A 20,075-nucleotide genomic window follows, 5' to 3' on the forward strand; every position below is an offset into this window, starting at 1 on the left:
GACCAGGTACGACAAGCGCGTGTACGTCTTCCTCGGCACCGTCACGGCCGCCGCCCTGGCCATCTGGCTCCGCTCATGATCGCACGGACAGAACCTAGCGCCCTGATCGGAAAGGTGCGCCCGGGTCGGGAGCGGGCGGCTCAGGAGGCGGGCGGCCCGATCTCCCCCGCGAAGACGATGAACTGGTCGATGAGGCTCCGTCGCAGGTGGACGACGTCCGTTCCGGCCAGGCGGGGGCCGCCGTCGGGTGTGGTGAAGACCCACTGGTACCGGGCCCATTCGCCGGGCATGTCCACCGCCGAGCAGCGCACCATCGTGCCGGGACCCGCCGGGTGGCGCCGGATGTCCAGCACGAACTGCTCGACCGCCGTGATTCCCTCGCTGCGGCCCAGCGGTCCCCAGAAGACCACGTCCGAGGTGAGGGCTCGGGAGAGCAGGGCGGTCACGTGGTTGTCGTCCGAGGCGTTGAACGCGGAGATGAACGTGTCGATCGCGGAGTGTGCGGTCTCTTCCTGCATCCCCCAGTCATACCAGCCGTTCCGCGGGCGGTCGTCCCACTCGCCGCTACGGGCGGACGGGGAGGGCCGGGAGGTTCTCCCGGTTCACCTCCAGGGCGGCGACCGAGCCGTCCTCGAAGTGCAGGTCGACCCGGTCGGAGATCCAGGTGTGCCGGACCTTCACCCGGCGCAGCTGCGGGTGGGCGAGTTCGCCGAGCGGGACGAGGCGGCCGCGCACGTGGGTGGCGACCAGGAGCCGGCGGTCGGTGGAGACCAGCACCACGTCGTCGTTGCGGTGGTCGGCGGCGGCGGAGCGCACCGTGATGACGAAGCGGCCGGCCAGGCTCTGCCAGCCGCCCCGCAGGGCGCGGCCGCGCAGCAGGCGGCGGAGGCTGCGGACCAGGCCCCAGCTGACGCTCTCGAACAGGTCGCCGAGGGTGTCGAGCAGGTCGAGGAGGCCGACCACCGCGTCGAGCGCCCGCTCGGAGCCCAGCCGCATGTCCGGGCGGCGGTAGCGGCGCGGGACCCGGCGGATCAGGTCGCTGAGGTCGCCGTCGGCCGCCCCGTACACCTGCTCCCCCGGGACGGCCAGCGTCCACGCCTGTTCGAACCACTTGCCGCCGCCGTGCGGCCGGGCCTGCTGGGTCTGCTGGGCCTGCTGGTACGTCATCGTGCTCCCCCGTGTGCTGCCCCGTGTCGGCCCCGGGCCGGGGCCGTGTTTTCGGCGGGTCATCGTAGCGGCCGCCGGTCGCGGGCATGCGAACGGGCCCCGGCGGAGGGTTCCGCCGGGGCCCGTCGACGAGGCGTCGGGGCGTGACGAGGTGTCAGACCGTGTGCGCGTCGGTCAGGGTGAGCACCTCGTCCAGCACGGCGAGGCCGGCCTTGGCGTCCTCCTCGCTGACGTTGCACGGGGGCACCACGTGGAAGCGGTTCATGTTGGTGAACGGCCACAGGCCGCGCTGCTTGCAGGCCGCCGCCAGCTGCGCCATCGGCGCGTTGTCGGCGCCGGCCGCGTTGTAGGGCACCAGCGGTTCGCGGGTCTCGCGGTTCTTCACCAGGTCCAGCGCCCAGAACACGCCGAGGCCGCGGACCTCGCCGATCGAGGGGTGGCGCTCGGCCAGCGCGCGCAGGCCGGGGCCGAGCACCGTCTCGCCGATGTGCTTCGCGTGCTCCACGATGCCCTCCTCGGCCATCGTGTTGATGGTGGCCACGGCGGAGGCGCAGGCCAGCGGGTGGCCCGAGTAGGTCAGGCCGCCGGGAAAGGCCTTCTGCGCGAAGGTCTCGGCGATGGCGCCGGAGATCGCCACGCCGCCCAGCGGCAGGTAGCCGGAGTTGACGCCCTTGGCGAAGGTCAGCAGGTCCGGGGTGATGCCCCAGTGGTCGGCGGCGAACCACGCACCGGTGCGGCCGAACCCGGCCATCACCTCGTCGAGGATGAACACGATGCCGTAGCGGTCGCAGATCTCCCGGACGCCCGCCAGGTAGCCGGCCGGCGGCACCAGGATGCCCGCGGTGCCGACCACGGTCTCCAGGATGATCGCGGCGACGGTGCCGGGGCCCTCGAACGCGAGGGTCTGCTCCAGGTGGGCGAGCGCGCGCTCGCACTCCTGGGCCTCGTTCTCGGCGTGGAAGTTGGAGCGGTACGGGTACGGGCCCCAGAAGTGCACGATGCCGGAGACGCCGGTCTCGTTCGCCCAGCGGCGCGGGTCGCCGGTCAGGGTGATCGCGTTGGCGGTGGCGCCGTGGTACGAGCGGTAGGTGGAGAGCACCTTGTGCCGGCCGGTGTGCAGCCGGGCCATCCGGATCGCGTTCTCGTTCGCCTCGGCGCCGCCGTTGGTGAAGAAGATCTTGTCCAGGTCGCCGGGGGTGCGCTCGGCGATCAGCCGGGCGGCCTCGCTGCGCGACTCCTCGGCGAAGCCCGGGGCGATGGTGCACAGCTGGGCGGCCTTGGCCTGGATCGCCGCGACCACCTTCGGGTGCTGGTGGCCGATGTTGGTGTTCACCAGCTGCGAGGAGAAGTCCAGGTAGCGGTTGCCCTCGTAGTCCCAGAAGTAGGAGCCCTCGGCACCGGCCACCGCGAGGGGGTCGATCAGTGCCTGGGCGGACCACGAGTGGAAGACGTGCGCGCGGTCGGCGGCCTTGACGGCCTGCCCGGCGGCCGAGTCAGCGGTGGGGGTGCTCATGCCTCCCAGCGTAGGAAGCCCCCTCCGCCCTGGGCAGATCCATCGTGTCACGCGCCTCGCCGACCGGCCTGACAGGTTGGCAAACACCAGGGGCGCGAGGAGTGGCTCCTCGCGCCCCGTCGGTGCACCGCGGTGCGTCAGATCGCGGTCATGACGTGCTTGATCCGGGTGTAGTCCTCGAACCCGTAGGAGGACAGGTCCTTGCCGTAGCCGGACTTCTTGAAGCCGCCGTGCGGCATCTCGGCGACCAGCGGGATGTGGGTGTTGATCCAGACGCAGCCGAAGTCCAGGCGGCGGGACATCCGCATCGCGCGGGCGTGGTCCTTCGTCCAGACCGAGGAGGCGAGCGCGTACTCGACGCCGTTGGCGTAGTCGACGGCCTGGTCCTCGTCGGTGAACTTCTGCACGGTGATGACCGGGCCGAAGACCTCGTTCTGGATGATCTCGTCGTCCTGGAGCAGGCCGGAGACCACGGTCGGGGCCCAGAAGTAGCCGACCTCGCCGACCCGGTGGCCGCCCGCCTCGATCTTGGCGTGCGCGGGCAGGCGCTCGATGAAGCCGGCCACCTGCTTCAGCTGGTTGGCGTTGTTGAGCGGGCCGTAGAGCACGTCCTCGTCGTCCACGCCGCCGGTCTTGGTGTCGGCGGCGGCCTTGGCGAGCGCCTCGACGAAGGCGTCGTGGATCGACTCGTGCACCAGCACGCGGGTGGCGGCGGTGCAGTCCTGGCCGGCGTTGAAGTAGCCCGCCATGGCGATGCCCTCGACGGCCTCGGCGATGTCGGCGTCCTCGAAGACCACGACCGGGGCCTTGCCGCCGAGCTCCAGGTGGACCCGCTTGACGTCCTTCGCGGCGGACTCGGCGACCTGGATGCCGGCCCGGACCGAACCGGTGATGGAGGCCATCGCCGGGGTGCGGTGCTCGACCATCAGGCGGCCGGTCTCGCGGTCGCCGCAGATCACGTTGAAGACGCCGGCCGGGAGCTCCAGCTCCTTCAGCACCCCGCCGACGATCTCGGCCAGCAGCACGGTGGAGGCGGGGGTGGTGTCGGAGGGCTTCAGCACCACGGCGTTGCCCGCGGCGATCGCCGGGGCGAACTTCCACACCGCCATCATCATCGGGTAGTTCCACGGGGCGACCTGGGCGCAGACGCCGACCGGCTCGCGGCGGACGATCGAGGTCAGCCCGTCCATGTACTCGCCCGCGGCCTTGCCCTCCAGCAGGCGGGCGGCGCCGGCGAAGAAGCGCAGCTGGTCGACCATCGGGCCGATCTCCTCGGAGAGGGTGAGCCCGCGCGGCTTGCCGGTGTTGCGCACCTCGGCGTCGACGATCTCGTCGGCCCGGACCTCGACCGCGTCGGCGATCTTGAGCAGCAGCTTCTGCCGGGTGGACGGGGTGGAGTCCCGCCAGATCGGGAACGCGGCGGCCGCGGCGGCCATCGCGGCGTCCACGTCGGCCGCACCGGAGAGCGGGGAGGTCGCGTAGACCTCGCCCGTGGTGGGGTCGACGATGTCGAGCGTGCGGCCGTCCGCCGCGTCGACGAACTCGCCGTTGATGTAGTTGCGCAGCGTACGAAGCTCGCTCACGGTCTCTCCTCGGTCTGGGCCTGCGTCGTTGCGGTCCCCGGCGCCAGGTTACCCCGGGACCCGGGCGGCCACGGCATGTCAGCGACAAGCCACGATCGGCGGTGCGCAGGCGCGCGCGTGTACGTGGCCAGCGTACCCATCCCACTGCAGTTATCGACAGACCCTTGCCTCCAGAGCCACGCTTTCCGCAGCCGATCTTCGAAACAGCGACGAAATCAGCAGCGCACCCGCTTGCGATTCGGCCCCCGGTCGGGCACAGTGGCGGCGTGGCCAACCGCGACCGGAACGCCAGCGTTCCCCTCGACGCCGCCTCCAAGGCGATCATCGAGCAGCTCCAGGAGGACGGACGCCGTCCGTACGCCGCCATCGGCAAGGCCGTCGGCCTGTCCGAGGCGGCCGTCCGGCAGCGCGTCCAGAAGCTGCTCGACCAGGGCGTCATGCAGATCGTCGCCGTCACCGATCCCCTCACCGTCGGGTTCACCCGCCAGGCGATGGTGGGCATCCGGGTCGAGGGCGACATCGAGCCGGTCGCCGACGCGCTGGCCGCCTTCGACGAGGTCGACTACGTGGTCTGCACCGCGGGGTCCTTCGACCTCCTCGCCGAGCTGGTGTGCGAGGACGACGAGCACCTGCTCGAACTGATCAACAAGCGCATCCGCGCGCTTCCCGGCGTGCGGAGCACCGAGAGCTTCGTTTACCTGAAGCTCCGGAAACAGACCTACACCTGGGGCACCCGATGACAGCCGACCCGGCCCAGAAGGACCTTTCCAAGACCGCCTACGACCACCTGTGGATGCACTTCACCCGCATGTCGTCGTACGAGAACTCCCCCGTGCCGACCATCGTCAAGGGCGAGGGCACCTACGTCTGGGACGACAAGGGCCGCAAGTACCTCGACGGCCTGGCCGGCCTGTTCGTGGTGCAGGCGGGCCACGGCCGCGAGGAGCTCGCCGAGGCCGCCGCCAAGCAGGCCAAGGAGCTCGCTTTCTTCCCGGTGTGGAGCTACGCCCACCCGAAGGCCGTCGAGCTGGCGGAGCGCCTGGCGAACTACGCCCCGGGCGACCTGAACAAGGTCTTCTTCTCCACCGGTGGCGGCGAGGCCGTCGAGACCGCCTGGAAGCTGGCCAAGCAGTACTTCAAGCTGACCGGCAAGCCGACCAAGTACAAGGTCATCTCGCGCGCCGTCGCCTACCACGGCACCCCGCAGGGCGCGCTCTCCATCACCGGCCTGCCGGGCCTGAAGGCCCCGTTCGAGCCGCTGGTGCCGGGCACCCACAAGGCCACGAACACCAACATCTACCGCGCCCCGGCCTTCCTGGCCGGCCCCGACGGCACCGTCGACCCGGAGGCCTACGGCCGCTGGGCCGCCGACGAGATCGAGCAGGCCATCCTGTTCGAGGGCCCCGAGACCGTGGCCGCCGTCTTCGTCGAGCCGGTGCAGAACGCCGGCGGCTGCTTCCCGCCGCCGCCCGGGTACTTCCAGCGCCTGCGCGAGATCTGCGACCGCCACGACGTGCTGCTGGTCTCGGACGAGGTCATCTGCGCCTTCGGCCGCCTCGGCACCATGTTCGGCGCCGACAAGTTCGGCTACGTGCCGGACATGATCACCTGCGCCAAGGGCATGACCTCGGGTTACTCCCCGATCGGCGCCACGATCATCTCGGACCGGATCGCCGAGCCGTTCTACAAGGGCGACAACACCTTCCTGCACGGCTACACCTTCGGCGGCCACCCGGTCTCCTCCGCGGTGGCGCTGGCCAACCTCGACATCTTCGAGCGCGAGGGCCTCAACCAGCACGTGCTGGACAACGAGTCCAAGTTCCTGGCCACCCTGAACAAGCTGCGCGACCTGCCGATCGTCGGCGACGTGCGCGGCAACGGGTACTTCTACGGCATCGAGCTCGTGAAGGACAAGGTCACCAAGGAGTCGTTCAACGACGACGAGGTCGAGCGCGTCCTGTACGGCTTCCTGTCCAAGGCCCTGTTCGACAACGGCCTGTACTGCCGTGCCGACGACCGCGGCGACCCGGTGGTGCAGCTGGCCCCGCCGCTGATCTCCGACCAGTCGACCTTCGACGAGATCGAGCAGATCCTGCGGACCAGCCTCACCGACGCGTGGGCGAAGATCTGACCTTCCTTCCCACCCTCCGCCGAAGGGCGGTCCCGACTCCTCACGTCGGGGCCGCCCTTCGGCGTACTCCCTGGGTGAATCCGTGGGCCAACACGCCGCATTCGCGGCGATTCGTCCCTGATCGGAGCAGTGCGGCGCGCCCGCACAGCCGCCCGATCGTTCTAATCTGACGACTGTCATATCCCCGTCGGCACCTGGATGGATCACATGTCAGCGGCCCCGCCCGACAACGACGTGCTCTGGGCCCGAGGGATCGTCAAGTCCCACCACGGCACCCCCGCCCTGCGCGGCGTCTCGCTGGGCGTCCGCGAGGGCGAGATGCTCGCCGTCACCGGCCCGCGCGGCGCCGGCAAGTCCACCCTGCTCGGCTGCCTGTCCGCCCAGCTCCCGGTCGACGACGGCGAGGTCTGGTTCCACAGCGCCCCCGTGCACACCCTGGGCCGGGCCGGGCGCGAGAAGCTCCGCCGCGAGCGCTTCGGCTACGTCGGCCCCGAGCCGCAACTGGTGCCGGAGCTGACCGCCCGCGAGAACGTCGCCCTCCCCCTGCTGCTGGCCGGCGCCGGCCGCAAGGCCGCCCACCGGGCCGCCACCGACTGGCTGGAGCGGCTGGACGTCGCCGAGTGCGCCCGGCTCCGCCCCGCCGAGCTCCCGCAGGACCGCCGCCAGCGGATCGCCGTCGCCCGGGCGCTGGCCGCCGAGCCCCCCGTGGTGTTCGCCGACGACCCCACCGCACCGCTGCACCGCGACGACCGCGAGCAGGTCCTGCGGATACTGGCCAGCGCCGCCCGCTCGCACCGGCTCACCCTCGTCCTCGCCACCCACGACCCCGACCTCGCCCGGTACGCCGACCGCACCGTCCACCTGGTCGACGGCCGGATCGCCACCGAGGCCGCCGCCGTCACCGCCGGACGCTGAGAGGCCCCGTGTACTACATCGGACTCGCCCGCGGCTACCGGGCCCTCGACCTGGCCCGCGCGGTGCTCACCGGCACCGCGGGCGCCGTGGTCGCCGCCCTGCTGCTGCGCGCCCTCGGCCGGGCCCTCACCGGCACCGGCGGCAACCTGGAGCGCCTGCTCTGGTGCCTGCCGCCGCTCGCCGCCGTCGCCTGGTTCGCCGCCGTCGCCGCCCGCGCCGTCCCCGCCCAGCACCCCGAGCGGATCACCGGCCTGACCGCCGCCGGCGCCGGGGCCGGCCGGGTCCGCCTGCTGGTGGCCGGCGAGACCGCCCTCGCCTGCGCGCTCGGCTCCGCGCTCACCCTGCTGCTGTTCCTGGTGCTGCGCAACGACGTCGCCGGGCCCGGCCTCGCCCCCGACCTCGGCATGGGCGTCCCGCTGCCGGTCGCCGCCCCGGTCGCCCTGCTCGCCGTCCTCCCGCTGGTCGCCGGAGTGTCCGCCGCCTGCGCCGTCCGCCTCCCCGAGGCCCTGCCCGGCCGCCCCGCCGAGCCCGCCCGCCCGCGCTGGACGGCCCGCCGACTCGCCCTGCCCGGCCCGCTGCTGCTGGTCGGGGCCGGGCTCGAACTGTACGGGCTGCGCCCCGACGCCACCGAGGCCGAACGCACCCTCGACCTGCCCGGCGGCCTGCCCGCCACCAGCCCCGCCCTGCTGATCGGCTGGGCCTTCACGGTGCTCGCCCTGGCGCTGTGGACGGGGCCGCTGCTCGCCCTCGCCGGACGGCTGCTCGCCCTGCGCGCGCCCGCCCCGCTCCGGCTGCTGGCCGGGCGCGGTCTCACCGCGCAGGCGCCCCGGCTCGGCGCCCCGCTGGCGGTCCTCACCGCGGTGGCCGCCTTGGCCCTGGTCGGCTGGCGGAACTGGGCGCGGACCGGTGCCGCCGTCCCCGCGCTCACCGTGGTCGAGGGCGCCCTGGTCCTGGCCTGCGCGGTCGCCGCGGTCGCCGTCCGCCTGCACGAGCTGCGCGGCGAGCACCGCCCCGCCCTCGCCGCGCTGGACCGCCTCGGCACCCCGCCCGGCCTGCTCACCGGCGCGCTGGCCCTGCGCGCCGTCGCCGCCGGCACCGTGCTGCTGGTGACGGGCGGGCTGACGCTGCTGCTCTGCCCGCTGGTCTGAGGACCGCCCGGGAAACGCGAAGGGGGCCCGCTCCGGCGGGCCCCCTCGGTCGTCTCCCCGCCGCGCTCAGCCGGCGGCGGCGAGCTGGCCGCAGGCGCCGTCGATCTCCTGGCCGCGGGTGTCCCGGACGGTGGTCGGGACGCCGTGCGCCTGCAGGCGGCGGACGAACTCCCGCTCGTCCTCCGGCCGGGAGGCCGTCCACTTCGAACCCGGCGTCGGGTTGAGCGGGATCAGGTTCACGTGCACCCGGCGGTTCTTGATCAGCCGGCCGAGCAGGTCGGCGCGCCACGCCTGGTCGTTGATGTCCTTGATCAGCGCGTACTCGATCGACACCCGGCGGCCGGACTTCTCCGCGTAGTTCCACGCGGCGTCCAGCACCTCGGCGACCTTCCAGCGGGTGTTGACGGGCACCAGCTCGTCGCGCAGCTCGTCGTCCGGGGCGTGCAGCGAGAGCGCCAGGCGGCAGCTCAGGCCCTCGTCGGCGAACCGGTGCATGGCCGGGACGAGGCCGACCGTGGAGACGGTGATGCCGCGCTGCGACAGGCCGAAGCCGTCCGGAGCCGGGTCGGTGAGCCGGCGGATCGCGGACAGCACCCGGTTGTAGTTGGCGAGCGGCTCCCCCATGCCCATGAAGACCACGTTCGACAGCCGCGCCTCACCTCCGGGCACCGCCCCGGACTTGAGGTCGCGCATCCCGGCGGCGATCTGCTCGACGATCTCCGCGGTGGACAGGTTCCGGGTCAGCCCGGCCTGCCCCGTCGCGCAGAACGGGCAGTTCATGCCGCAGCCGGCCTGCGAGGAGATGCACATGGTGACCCGGTCCGGGTAGCGCATCAGCACCGACTCGACCAGCGTCCCGTCGAAGAGCCGCCACAGCGTCTTGCGGGTCTCGTCGTCGTCGCAGGACACGTGCCGCACCACGGACATCAGCTCGGGCAGCAGCGCCCCGGTCAGCTTCTCCCGGCTGGCCGCCGGGATGTCCGTCCAGCTCGCCGGGTCGTTCGACATCCGGCCGAAGTAGTGGTTGGCCAACTGCTTCGCGCGGAACGGCTGTTCGCCCAGCTCGGCGACAGCCTCCTTGCGCTCGGCAGGGGTCAGGTCGGCGAGGTGTCGCGGGGGCTTGGCGCCGCGCGGCGCGACAAAGGTCAGTTCTCCGGGCTTAGGCATGGTCCGTCCAGTGTCGCAGATGCCGAACGGCCCCCGGACGCGGTGGTGTCGCGGGGGCCGTTCCGGCCGGGACGGGGCCGGGGGGGCTCAGCTGCCGACGAAGGCGGCGAGCAGCAACCAGACCACCGGGGCGGTGGGGAGCAGGGAGTCCAGGCGGTCCATGATGCCGCCGTGGCCGGGGAGCAGGGTGCCCATGTCCTTGATGCCGAGGTCGCGCTTGATCATCGACTCGGCGAGGTCGCCGAGGGTGGCCGTGACGGCCGCGCAGCCGCCCAGGATCAGGCCCTGCCACCAGGTGCCGCCGTCGATCAGGTAGTGCATCAGCAGGGCGCCCGCGATCATCGACAGGCCGATGCCGCCGGCCAGGCCCTCCCGGGTCTTGCCGGGGCTGATCGTCGGGGCGAGCTTGGTGCGGCCGAACTTGTAGCCGACGGCGTACGCCCCGGTGTCGGAGCAGATCGTGACGACCAGGAAGAGCAGGATGCGCCAGGCCCCGTCGTCCGCGGCCAGGATCAGCGCGACGAAGGTGGCGAGGAACGGGACGTAGAAGGCGGTGAAGACGCCGGCCGTTATGTCGCGCAGGTAGTTCTCCGGCGGCGTCGCCATCCGGGCGACCATCATCGCCAGTCCGGTCAGCGCGAGGACCGCGGCGGCCCACTGCCCGCCCGCGAAGTAGCCGGTGACGACCATGCCGACGCCGCCGACCAGCAGCGGGACCTGCGGGACGTGGACGTCCTTGCGCTCGGCGAGCCGGCTGGTGAGCTCCCGGATGCCGACCGCGACGGCGGCTGCGACGACCACCATGAAGACGGCCTTGACCACGAACAGCGAGGCCGCGATGACCGCCCCGAGTCCGACGCCCACGCCTATCGCGGCGGGCAGGTTGCGGCCGCCGCGCGGCTTGCGGGGCTGCTGGTCGGTGTCGGCCACGGGGGTCTCCTGCACGGGGGGCATGAACTGAGTCTGTGCCGCGCCGCCCCCGCTCCATGCCGGAGGCCGCCGCGTGTGACCCGTTTGGTGTCGGCCGGGTCGGGCCGTGGCGGTCCGGCCCGTTCCGGACGGGGCGGTCCGGACGGTCGGGGCGGACCGGTCCTGATCGAGCCGCGCCCCGGGTCGGACGGTGGTGGAACCGCCGGCCCGGGGCGTGCGCGCGAGGTCCGGATCAGACCTCCAGCAGCTCGGCTTCCTTGTGCTTGAGCAGCTCGTCGATCTGCGCCACGAACTTGGCGGTCAGGTCGTCGAGCTCCTTCTCGCCGCGGCGGCCGTCGTCCTCGCCGATCTCCTTGTCCTTGACCAGCTTGTCGATCGCGTCCTTCGCCTTGCGGCGGATCGAGCGGACCGAGACCTTGGCGTCCTCGCCCTTGCCGCGGGCCTGCTTGATGTACTCGCGGCGGCGCTCCTCGGTGAGCTGCGGGAGCACCACCCGGATGACGGAGCCGTCGTTCGACGGGTTGACGCCCAGGTCGGAGTCGCGGATCGCGGTCTCGATGGCCTTCAGCGCGGTCTTGTCGAACGGGGTGACCATGGCCATCCGCGGCTCCGGCACGGAGAACGAGGCCAGCTGGTTGATCGGGGTCAGGGCGCCGTAGTACTCGGCGACGATCTTGGCGAACATCGCCGGGTGCGCACGCCCGGTGCGGATGGCGGCGAGGTCGTCCTTGGCGACGCCGACGGCCTTCTCCATCTTCTCCTCGGCCTCGAGGAGGGTCTCATCGATCACTGTGTGCTCCCTGTCCGGTTCATCTGCTGTTGTCCCGTTCCGGTGCCCCGGACGGCTGTTGCTGCTCAGAGTCCCTAGGCCTGGGCCCGGGCGGAATCCTCGCTGATGAGTGTGCCGATCTTCTCACCCTTGACCGCACGGGCGATATTGCCCTCGGCGAGCAGCTCGAAGACCAGGATCGGCAGACCGTTGTCCTTGCAGAGGGTGATCGCGGTCAGGTCGGCGACCTTGAGGTCGCGGGAGATCACCTCGGTGTAGTCGAGCGCGTCGAAGCGGACCGCGCCGGGGTTGGTCCGCGGGTCGGAGTCGTAGACGCCGTCCACACCGTTCTTGCCCATCAGCAGGACGTCGGCGTGGATCTCCAGGGCGCGCTGCACGGCGGTGGTGTCGGTGGAGAAGTACGGCATGCCCATACCGGCGCCGAAGATCACCACGCGGCCCTTCTCCAGGTGCCGGATGGCGCGCAGCGGGAGGTAGGGCTCGGCGACCTGGCCCATGGTGATCGCGGTCTGCACCCGGGTCTCCATGCCCTCCTTGATCAGGAAGTCCTGGAGCGCCAGGCAGTTCATCACGGTGCCGAGCATGCCCATGTAGTCGGAGCGGGCCCGGTCCATGCCGCGCTGCTGGAGCTCGGCGCCGCGGAAGAAGTTGCCACCGCCGATGACGATGGCGACCTCGGTGCCGGCCCGGACCACGGTGGCGATCTCACGGGCGATGGCGTGCACCACGTCCGGGTCGACGCCGAGGCCGCCGCCACCGGCGAACGCCTCGCCGGACAGCTTGAGCAGTACCCGGCGGCGTGCACCGCCCGGCGCGGTCTCCTGCGTCTCCTGCATGGGCTTCTCCTTCTCCGCCTGCTGCTCAGCAGATCTGCGTGTGCTGGTCACGGCCCCGGGTGCGGGCACCCGGAGCCGTGTACACGAGAGGAGGCCATCGCCGCGGGAACCGGTACGGTCTCCTGCACGGCAATGGCCTCCTCGTCGTTCATGGTGCCGACGCCGCCCCCACGGGGTGCCGGGGGCCGCGGTCGGCGCGTTCCGCCGCCCTCGCGGGCGGGTCCCCGCCTACCTTATGTCCGGTACGGGGCCGGACCGGGGAGGGAGGGGGCGCGGGGAACGGTCTCAGGCGCCGACGCGGAAGCGGACGAAGCGCTTGAGGGTGACGCCGGCCTCGTCGAGGACCTTGGCGACGGTCTTCTTGTTGTCCTTGGCGAACGCCTGCTCCAGGACGGCGTTCTCCTTGACGAAGCCGGTGACCCGACCCTCGACGATCTTCGGCAGGGCGGCCTCGGGCTTGCCCTCCTCGCGGGCGGTGGCCTCGGCGACGCGGCGCTCGTTCTCCAGGTCCTCGGCCGGGATCTCCTCGCGGGAGAGGTACTTCGGCGCGAAGGCGGCGATGTGCTGCGCGACGTCCTTGGCGGTCTCGGCGTTCTCCTGGTCGAGCTCGACGAGGACACCGATGGTCGGCGGCAGGTCCGGGTCGGACTTGTGCATGTAGAGGCCGACGAAGCCGTCGTTGTCGAACTGCGCGAAGCGGCGGAAGACGATCTTCTCGCCGAGGGTCGCGTTGGCCTCGTCCACGAACTGCTGGACGGTCTGGCCCGGGTTGATCTCGGAGGCCAGGGCGGTCTCCAGGTCGGCCGGGGAGGTGGCGGCGACGTGCGCGGCGATCGCGTTGGCGACCTCGACGAACTTGCCGCCCTTGGCGACGAAGTCGGTCTCGCAGTTCAGCTCGACCAGGACGCCGGACTTCTTGTCCTCGGCGATCAGCGCGGCGACGGCGCCGTTGGAGGCGTCACGGCCCTCGCGCTTGGCAACGCCCTTCTGGCCCTTGATGCGCAGGAGCTCGACGGCCTTCTGGACGTCGCCCTCGGCCTCGTCCAGGGCCTTCTTGCAGTCCATCATGCCGGCGCCGGTGAGCTCACGGAGCTTCTTGACGTCCGCGGCGGTGAAGTTCGCCATGGTTGTGATCTCTTCTCACGTCTCGCGTGTCTGCGTGGGAAAGTGCCGCGGCCCGTGGTGCGGGCCCCCGGCACGGGAGAGAGGGGCACCCACCGGCTCAGCCCGGCCGGTGCCCCTCACCCTGGTGGTGCGTCAGGCCTGCTCGGCCTCGGCGGCCGGAGCCTCCGCAGCGGCCTCGGCCGGGGCCTCGGTCTCGGTGACGACCTCGGCGGTGACGGCCTCGGCAGCGGGAGCCTCGGCGGCGGGGGCCTCGGCGGCCTTCTCGCCCTCGAGGATCTCCTTCTCCCAGGCGGCCAGCGGCTGGTCGGCGCCCGGCTCGGCCTTCGCGTCGCCCTTGGCGACACCGGCACGGGACTTGAGGCCCTCGGCGACGGCGTCGGCGATCACGCGGGTCAGCAGGGTGACGGAGCGGATCGCGTCGTCGTTGCCCGGGATCTTGTAGTCGACCTCGTCGGGGTCGCAGTTGGTGTCGAGGATGGCGACGACCGGGATGTTGAGCTTCCGGGCCTCGCCGACCGCGATGTGCTCCTTCTTGGTGTCCACGATCCAGACGGCGCTGGGAACGCGCTGCATGTCGCGGATACCGCCGAGGGTCTTCTCCAGCTTGTCGTACTCGCGCTGGAGGACCAGGAGCTCCTTCTTGGTGAGGCCGGAACCGGCCACGTCCGTGAAGTCGATCTCGCCGAGCTCCTTGAGGCGCTGCAGGCGCTTGTAGACGGTCGAGAAGTTGGTCAGCATGCCGCCCAGCCAGCGCTGGTTGACGTACGGCATGCCCACGCGGGTCGCCTGCTCGGCGATGGCCTCCTGGGCCTGCTTCTTGGTGCCGACGAAGAGGACGCTGCCGCCGTGGGCAACGGTCTCCTTGACGAACTCGAAGGCGCGGTCGATGTAGTTCAGCGACTGCAGGAGGTCGATGATGTAGATGCCGTTGCGCTCCGTGAAGATGAAGCGCTTCATCTTCGGGTTCCAACGACGGGTCTGGTGACCGAAGTGGACGCCGCTCTCCAGCAGCTCCCGCATCGTGACGACGGCCATGTGCCGTGCTCCTCGGTGTATCGCCCGGCGCGCCGTCGGAGGCGCGAACGCGTCGCGCCCTTGGGGGTGCCGGGACTCTCGGTTTCACCGCGACGGCCGGGTGGCCGTCACGCCTGACGCCCCGACGTGCCAAGCCGCTTGGCCTGGACGAGGCTTGCGGCCTCGGCAGGCTCGGCGGACCGAGCGGCACTCGCACCGGACGACCGCTCCCGGAGGGAGATCGACTGTCGGTGGCGGGGCGTGCGAAGTCGACCCGGCAGACCGGGTCGCGTGTGAAGTGTACGGGAAGCCCCGAGCGACGGGCGACTCCGCGCGCTCCCACCACCCGCTTCGGCACCGGCGCCGGCAACCAGCGGCCCACCGTTCACCCCTGCGGGGGACGCCGGTTGTCCACAGCCCCCGGTCTGTCCACAGCTCCCGGAATCGGCGGGCGGGGCGGCGGCCGCGCGGAGCAGGGTGGTGCGCGGATCGGCCCGGCGGGCCGGTCGTCCGTGGTGCGAGGCTTCGGGCTGCCGGGGCTTCAGGACTTCGAGGCTTCGGGTTTTGGGACTTCGGGACTTCGGGATTTCGGGAGGTCGGGATGGGGTGGCTGCGGGGCGGGTCCCGGGCGGTCCGGGTGGTCCGGGTGGCAACGGGGCTGGCGGCGACGCTGGTGGTCGGGGCGGCGGCCGGGCTGGCTGCCGGGCTGCTCGCGGGCGGGCCGGCTGGGGGTGGCGGGCCGGGAGGCGCGGCCGTGGTGGAGGCCCGATTCGGGGCGACGCCAGCGGGGGCGGGGGCGGGGGCGGCTGCACCGGCTTCGGCTTCGGCTTCGGTGGGACGAGCCGTCCTGGTGCGGGACGCGACGGCGCGGGACTCGGTGGTGCAGGGCTCGGCGGTGCAGGGCTCGGCGGCGCAGGACGTGGTCGGGCCCGGTGCGGGGCGGGTGTGGCCGGTGGGTGATCGTTCGGGGTTGTTGAAGCGGTTCGATCCGCCGCCGGTGCGATGGGCGGCCGGGCACCGGGGCGTGGACCTGGCCGCCGCGCCCGGCTCGGTGGTGCGGGCGGCCGCGCCCGGGGTGGTGACCTTCTCCGGGCAGGTGGCGGGGCGTCCGGTCGTGGTGGTGACCCACTCCGGCTCCGGCACTCCCCCGCTGCGGACCACCTACCTGCCGGTGGCGGGGTCGGTGCCGGTCGGCACGGCCGTCGCGGCGGGTGAGGCGATCGGCGTCCTGACCGGCGACTCGGGCCACTGTCCGGTCGACTGCCTGCACTGGGGACTGCTCCGCGGCGACCGCTACCTCGACCCGCTCGCCCTGCTCGGCACCGGTCGGGCCCGCCTGCTGCCGCTCGACGGGCCCTGACCCCGGATCGACTCCCTGCCGGGGCCGGTCGACGGGCCTCCCGCGTTCAGCTCCCGCCGCACCGGGGCGCGCCCGCCGCCTCGTCCGCTCCCCCGTCCTTGCGCTCCCGCTCCGGAGTGACGTGCTCCGGGGTGACGTGCTGCGGGGCGTTGCCCGCCGGGGTGTCGTCCTCCGGGCGGTTCGTCGGGCGCAGGCCGTCCAGGGCGAACCGGGCCGCCGCGTCGGAGATCTCCCGGACCGCGGCGGCGTCGGCCTGGCCCTCCCCGCCCCGGACGCGGTCGATCTGCCGGACGGCCGCTTCGACCACGCCCTGGAGCAGTGCGGCCGCGACGCCCGGCCGCCGGTGGCCGAGGTCTTCCAGGGTGCGCACCACCATGGCGGTGAGTCCGACGTGGGCGGTCCGGATGCGGGCCCGCGCGGCGTCGTCGAGCTCGAACTCGGCGACCGCCACCACGGCGCGGTGCACCGGGTCGGTGGCCAGCGCGACCTGGCCCCGGACGTAGGCCTCGATCCGTTCCGTCGCACTGTCGCGGGCCGTCATGGCGGCTTCGATCTCGGCGGCCCAGAGCGGGAGGTCCGCCGTGCAGAGTGCTTCCACCAGCTCGGACTTGGAGCGGAAGTACTCGTACACCGAGGACCTGGCCAGCCCGGTGCGCGCGGCGAGCGCGCCGAAGTTCAGCGCGTCCCGCCCGCCCTCCGCCAGCAGGACGCGCGCGGCGTCCAGCAGCGCCGCCTGCTGCAACTGTCGATGCTCGGCCACCGTGGCCGCCCGGATTTTCGGCACGTCCCAACTCTACGGACGCTGACGGCCGGTGGAGGCGTCACCGCTCCCACCGACCCGGCGCGGCCGATTCCGCGCCGTACCCGCCACCGGCCGGAGCGGCTCGTTCGTCCACCCGCCCACCGGGGCTGCGGTCCGGTCGGTCAGCGGGCGTCGGACATCTTCGCCCGCAACTGGAGGACCGACTTGGTGTGGATCTGGCTGACCCGGCTCTCCGTGACGCCGAGCACCTGCCCGATCTCCGCCAGGGTGAGGCCCTCGTAGTAGTAGAGCGTCACCACGGTCTTCTCGCGTTCGGGCAGGGTGTTGACCGCGGAGGCCAGCAGCCGCCGCAGTTCGCGGTCCTCGGCGATCTCGACCGGGTTGTCGGCGCCGCTGTCCGGCAGCGTCTCCATCAGGGTCAGCCGGTCGCCGCCCTCGCCCGCCGAGTGCAGCAGTTCGTCGAGCGCCACCACGTTCGCCAGGGACAGCTGGCTGAAAATGGTGTGCAGGTCGTCGAGCGAGATGCCCATCTCCGAGGCCACTTCGGGGTCGTGCGGCGTCCGCCGGAGCCTGGCCTCCAGGGTGGCGTAGGCCCGCTCGACCGCCTTGGCCTTCTGCCGCACCGACCGGGGAATCCAGTCCAGTGCCCGCAGCTCGTCGATGATCGCCCCGCGGATTCGGCTGATCGCGTAGGTCTCGAACTTGATCGCCCGGTCGATGTCGAACTTCTCGATCGCGTCGATCAACCCGAACACTCCGGAGGACACGAAGTCCGCCTGCTCCACGTTCGCCGGCAGGCCGACCCCGACCCGGCCCGCGACGTACTTCACCAACGGCGAGTAGTGCAGGATCAGTTGATCGCGCAGCCCGTGGTCGCCCGTCTCCTTGTACGACCGCCACAGCGCCTGCAGCGCCGACTGGTCGGCGCCCCGGCCGCGCTCACCGCCCTTGGCGCGGTCCGCTTCCGCCGCTTCTCCGGCCGCTCCGCGCTGCTCGCCGCCCTGGGTGGGCGCGGGCATCGCGGCGTCGGAGCCGGGGCGCACCGTGCCCTCTTCACCCACCGGGGCCGCGGGCACCGAGGACAGCAGGGGCGGGGGCGTGGCGGACCCGGAGGACGTCCGGGCCCCGAGCCCCGTCGAACCACCGGCGCCCGTCGGGCCGGTCGCGCCGGTCGGGCCGGTCTGCGTGGTCGACCGGACGGGGCCGGGCGGGGGCGGACCGGTGGGCGCCGGCCTGGGGACCGTCGGCGGCACAGGTGTCGTCGGCGGCCGGGCCTGGCCGTACCCCGCGGACCGCGCCGGGGGCTCCGACGTTCGTACCGCCGGCGGCCCGCCGGCCTGCCTGCGAACCTGCGTGCTGCGCGCCGACGCCTCCTTGGCCTTGGCCCGGGCGCCCCGCTCGGCCCGGCCGCGCGCCGGGCGCTGCCCCGAGGACGTCGCCCCCGTCACGGCCTGACCCGACCGCCGCCGGGCTCCGTCCGTGGCCCCACCGTCCGACCCGGCACCGTCCGAACCACTGTCGGCGACGCTCTCCGGGCCGTCGAAACGGCCGGACCGGTCACCGGCCGGGGCGCCGTGGGGCACCCGGCCCGGCCGGAGTGCGGGCGCGGTCTCGCCCTCACCCGGCTGGACCTTGGCCGTGGTTCCCGGGGGCGCCGCCTGTGGGCAGGGCAGCGCCTGCCCGGACCGGTCGGCCGCCGGCTTCGCCAGGGGCTGTCGCACTGGGAGCTGCGGGGCTGGGGGGCCCGGCAGGGGCGAGGAGGGGGCGGGACGGGACGGGGACTGTGGGGTCGCGGTCGGGGGGGTGCCCGGCCTCGTCATTCCCACGACTCCCGTGGGCCTGGCCCGCAGCTCCGCGGCGTTGCGGGTCTCGGCCCCCGTCCCGTCCGGGGACCGACCGTCACCGGTCACCCTGTGTCCGGGAATGTGAGTGGGCATGCGTTGGTCTGCGCCGTTCTGCCGAGTCATGTGCTGATAGGGACGCCATAAGCGAGCGTAGCGTGACCGAGTCGCTGCACAGTGCTACCGCCACTCGGGCGTCGCCCGATCCGGTGGCAGCAAAGGGCCCTGTCGGCGCGTCGCGGCCGAACCGCCGACCTCCCGTCAGTCCGCGCCTCCCGATCGACCCGCCGACCAGCACGGACCCCTGCCACCGCCACCGCCCGGCCGGACGCATGCGCAGCGCCGGGTCGCCCGTCGGGATCGGCCGCCTCCGGTCTTCCGCTCAACTCACCTGGGGGTCGGCCGGGTTGACCGGGTGACCCGTTCGGTCGGCCCGTGCTGTCCGGCCCTGCTCGAATGTGATCATTTGCGTCGTACCAGCCTCCAGTGCGCCCCGTGTCGTTCGACGAACCCGAGCGAGCTGAGCTCGTGCAGGTGATGGACGGTGGCTTCCTCGGAGAGTGCGGCGTATTGGGCGAGTCGCCGGACCGGCGCGCCGTCGGCGCTCGCGGGGACGGCTTCCAGGACGCGTGCCACCGGTGGTTCCAGGGCGTCGCGCGGCAGGATCGGCCCGACCCGCTCCGGTGCCAGGTCGGCGCCGATGGAGCCGACCAGTTCCCCCACTTCGGCGCCGTTGGTGACCATGGTCGCCGCGCCGCTGCGGATCAATGTGTGCACGCCGGCCGAGAGTTCGGAGGTGACCGGGCCCGGGACACCCATGGTGTGCCGGTTGAGGTCCCTGGCCCGGCGGGCGGTGCTGAGGGCTCCGCTGCGCGGCGCGGCCTCGACCACCACCGTGCCGCGGGTGAGCGCGGCTATCACCCGGTTGCGGAGCACGAACCGGAAGCGGGTCGGGTTCATCCCCAGGGCGAGCTCACTGACCAGCAGGCCCGCGTCGGCGATCCGTTCGATCAGTGCTTCGTTCCCACGCGGATAGCAGATGTCGACACCGCTGGCGAGGACCGCGATCGTCATCCCGTTGACCGCGAGTGCCCCCAGGTGGGCCGCGGTGTCGACTCCGTAGGCCGCTCCGGAGACCACCACCCATCCGCGCTCGGCGAGTTCCGAGCCGAGGTGGCCGGCGACGTGTCGGCCGTAGCCGGTGCAGGCCCGCGATCCGACGACGGCGACCGAGCGCAGCGCGAGCAGCCGCAGCGAGGGCAGCCGTGGCGTGGACCGGCCGCGGACCCACAGTCCGACCGGGCGGCTGTCGCCGAGGTCGTCGAGTTGGGAGGGCCAGTCGATGTCGCCCGGAATGATGAACCTTCCACCGAGCTTGGCGATCCGCTCCAGGTCGACGGCCGGGTTGAACTTTCGCAACCTCTCCTGATAGGCGGCGATCCGGTCGGCGCCGAGGCCCAGCCGGTCCGGGGGTGCCCCCTCGCGGATGCCCTGCACCAGCCGTTCCGCGCCGAGGCGTTGGACAGAACGCCCGACGGAGGCGTCGCCGGGTTCGATGAGCCGGGTGAGCGCGGCCCGGGCCACCCGTTCGAGGTCGGGCGGAACGGGACGGACGTCGGCGTCCGCCTCGGCCCACCTCGCGGGCCGCTCGACGCGGTGCTCGTTCCGCACCCCTTCCGGGTGAACCGTCCCGCCCGGTCGGCGGGCCGCGCGACACCCGTCATCGGGTGGCCCGGCCGGGGCGTGCGTCGGCGCCGCACGCGTCGGCACCACGCGCGTCGGCACCTGGGCG

General features: G+C 72.8%; 19 protein-coding genes. 6 read left to right on the forward strand and 13 right to left on the reverse strand.

All coding sequences use genetic code 11. The features are described from left to right. Positions 1-140 precede the first annotated feature (140 nt). The 4 genes from ACIOHG_RS22680 to ACIOHG_RS22695 form a co-directional block, all read right to left on the reverse strand. Positions 141-518: a nuclear transport factor 2 family protein gene (locus tag ACIOHG_RS22680; RefSeq protein WP_400953397.1), complete on the reverse strand. Its 378-nt coding sequence runs from the start codon at positions 516-518 to the stop codon at positions 141-143. 46 nt (positions 519-564) lie between these two features. After that, the gene (locus tag ACIOHG_RS22685) at positions 565-1,167 is read right to left on the reverse strand and encodes a hypothetical protein (RefSeq protein ID WP_400953399.1); all 603 of its coding nucleotides are present in this window, start codon (positions 1,165-1,167) and stop codon (positions 565-567) included. Between the two features lie 154 nt (positions 1,168-1,321). After that, entirely contained in the window at positions 1,322-2,680 is a 1,359-nt protein-coding gene (locus ACIOHG_RS22690; RefSeq protein ID WP_400953401.1) for an aspartate aminotransferase family protein, read from the reverse strand. Positions 2,681-2,817: 137 nt separating this feature from the next. Next, positions 2,818-4,263, reverse strand: coding sequence for a gamma-aminobutyraldehyde dehydrogenase (locus ACIOHG_RS22695; RefSeq protein WP_400953403.1), 1,446 nt, complete (start codon positions 4,261-4,263; stop codon positions 2,818-2,820). Positions 4,264-4,529: 266 nt separating this feature from the next. On the opposite strand from ACIOHG_RS22695, the gene ACIOHG_RS22700 reads away from it, so the two are divergent. From ACIOHG_RS22700 to ACIOHG_RS22715, 4 genes are all read left to right on the forward strand, one after another. Further along, positions 4,530-5,003: an Lrp/AsnC family transcriptional regulator gene (locus tag ACIOHG_RS22700; protein ID WP_030458782.1), complete on the forward strand. Its 474-nt coding sequence runs from the start codon at positions 4,530-4,532 to the stop codon at positions 5,001-5,003. Beyond that, positions 5,000-6,394 carry an aspartate aminotransferase family protein gene (locus ACIOHG_RS22705; RefSeq protein WP_400953404.1) on the forward strand — a complete coding sequence of 465 codons (1,395 nt, stop codon included), beginning with the start codon at positions 5,000-5,002 and terminating at the stop codon, positions 6,392-6,394. The genes ACIOHG_RS22700 and ACIOHG_RS22705 overlap by 4 nt, the downstream gene beginning before the upstream one ends. 207 nt (positions 6,395-6,601) lie before the next feature. Beyond that, entirely contained in the window at positions 6,602-7,309 is a 708-nt protein-coding gene (locus ACIOHG_RS22710) for an ABC transporter ATP-binding protein (RefSeq protein WP_400953405.1), read from the forward strand. Positions 7,310-7,317: 8 nt separating this feature from the next. Next, the gene (locus tag ACIOHG_RS22715) at positions 7,318-8,457 is read left to right on the forward strand and encodes a hypothetical protein (RefSeq protein ID WP_400953407.1); all 1,140 of its coding nucleotides are present in this window, start codon (positions 7,318-7,320) and stop codon (positions 8,455-8,457) included. Positions 8,458-8,523: 66 nt separating this feature from the next. On the opposite strand, the gene rlmN is transcribed toward ACIOHG_RS22715, so the two are convergent. The 6 genes from rlmN to rpsB form a co-directional block, all read right to left on the reverse strand. After that, positions 8,524-9,624 carry a 23S rRNA (adenine(2503)-C(2))-methyltransferase RlmN gene (gene rlmN / locus ACIOHG_RS22720; RefSeq protein ID WP_400953409.1) on the reverse strand — a complete coding sequence of 367 codons (1,101 nt, stop codon included), beginning with the start codon at positions 9,622-9,624 and terminating at the stop codon, positions 8,524-8,526. A gap of 87 nt (positions 9,625-9,711) precedes the next feature. Next, complete coding sequence (locus tag ACIOHG_RS22725) at positions 9,712-10,578, reverse strand: phosphatidate cytidylyltransferase (protein ID WP_400953411.1); 867 nt, start codon at positions 10,576-10,578, stop codon at positions 9,712-9,714. A gap of 208 nt (positions 10,579-10,786) precedes the next feature. Continuing rightward, positions 10,787-11,344 (reverse strand): ribosome recycling factor, encoded by a 558-nt coding sequence (frr, locus tag ACIOHG_RS22730; protein ID WP_014138333.1) that lies wholly within the window; start codon positions 11,342-11,344, stop codon positions 10,787-10,789. A gap of 74 nt (positions 11,345-11,418) precedes the next feature. Continuing rightward, positions 11,419-12,180, reverse strand: a complete 762-nt coding sequence (gene pyrH / locus ACIOHG_RS22735) for a UMP kinase (RefSeq protein WP_400715368.1) — start codon at positions 12,178-12,180, stop codon at positions 11,419-11,421. A gap of 285 nt (positions 12,181-12,465) precedes the next feature. Next, the gene (gene tsf / locus ACIOHG_RS22740; RefSeq protein WP_400953413.1) at positions 12,466-13,305 is read right to left on the reverse strand and encodes a translation elongation factor Ts; all 840 of its coding nucleotides are present in this window, start codon (positions 13,303-13,305) and stop codon (positions 12,466-12,468) included. Positions 13,306-13,437: 132 nt separating this feature from the next. After that, complete coding sequence (gene rpsB / locus ACIOHG_RS22745) at positions 13,438-14,340, reverse strand: 30S ribosomal protein S2 (protein ID WP_400953415.1); 903 nt, start codon at positions 14,338-14,340, stop codon at positions 13,438-13,440. Between the two features lie 811 nt (positions 14,341-15,151). Between rpsB and ACIOHG_RS22750 the strand changes: the two genes are divergently transcribed. Beyond that, entirely contained in the window at positions 15,152-15,679 is a 528-nt protein-coding gene (locus tag ACIOHG_RS22750; RefSeq protein ID WP_400953417.1) for a murein hydrolase activator EnvC family protein, read from the forward strand. A 46-nt stretch (positions 15,680-15,725) separates the two neighbouring features. On the opposite strand, the gene ACIOHG_RS22755 is transcribed toward ACIOHG_RS22750, so the two are convergent. Continuing rightward, positions 15,726-16,439 (reverse strand): TetR/AcrR family transcriptional regulator, encoded by a 714-nt coding sequence (locus tag ACIOHG_RS22755; protein ID WP_400953419.1) that lies wholly within the window; start codon positions 16,437-16,439, stop codon positions 15,726-15,728. 164 nt (positions 16,440-16,603) lie between these two features. Next, a complete protein-coding gene (whiG, locus tag ACIOHG_RS22760) occupies positions 16,604-17,461 on the reverse strand; it encodes an RNA polymerase sigma factor WhiG (RefSeq protein WP_400953547.1) in 858 nt (285 codons plus the stop codon). Positions 17,462-17,540: 79 nt separating this feature from the next. Here whiG and ACIOHG_RS22765 point away from each other — a divergent pair, with 79 nt between their 5' ends. Next, positions 17,541-17,897 carry a hypothetical protein gene (locus tag ACIOHG_RS22765; RefSeq protein WP_400953420.1) on the forward strand — a complete coding sequence of 119 codons (357 nt, stop codon included), beginning with the start codon at positions 17,541-17,543 and terminating at the stop codon, positions 17,895-17,897. Positions 17,898-18,745: 848 nt separating this feature from the next. Here the strand turns inward: ACIOHG_RS22765 and dprA are convergent. Then, positions 18,746-19,954: a DNA-processing protein DprA gene (gene dprA / locus ACIOHG_RS22770; protein WP_400953422.1), complete on the reverse strand. Its 1,209-nt coding sequence runs from the start codon at positions 19,952-19,954 to the stop codon at positions 18,746-18,748. Positions 19,955-20,075: the final 121 nt, after the last annotated feature.

It is taken from the genome of Kitasatospora sp. NPDC088134 (assembly GCF_044741705.1).
Taxonomy (GTDB): domain Bacteria; phylum Actinomycetota; class Actinomycetes; order Streptomycetales; family Streptomycetaceae; genus Kitasatospora.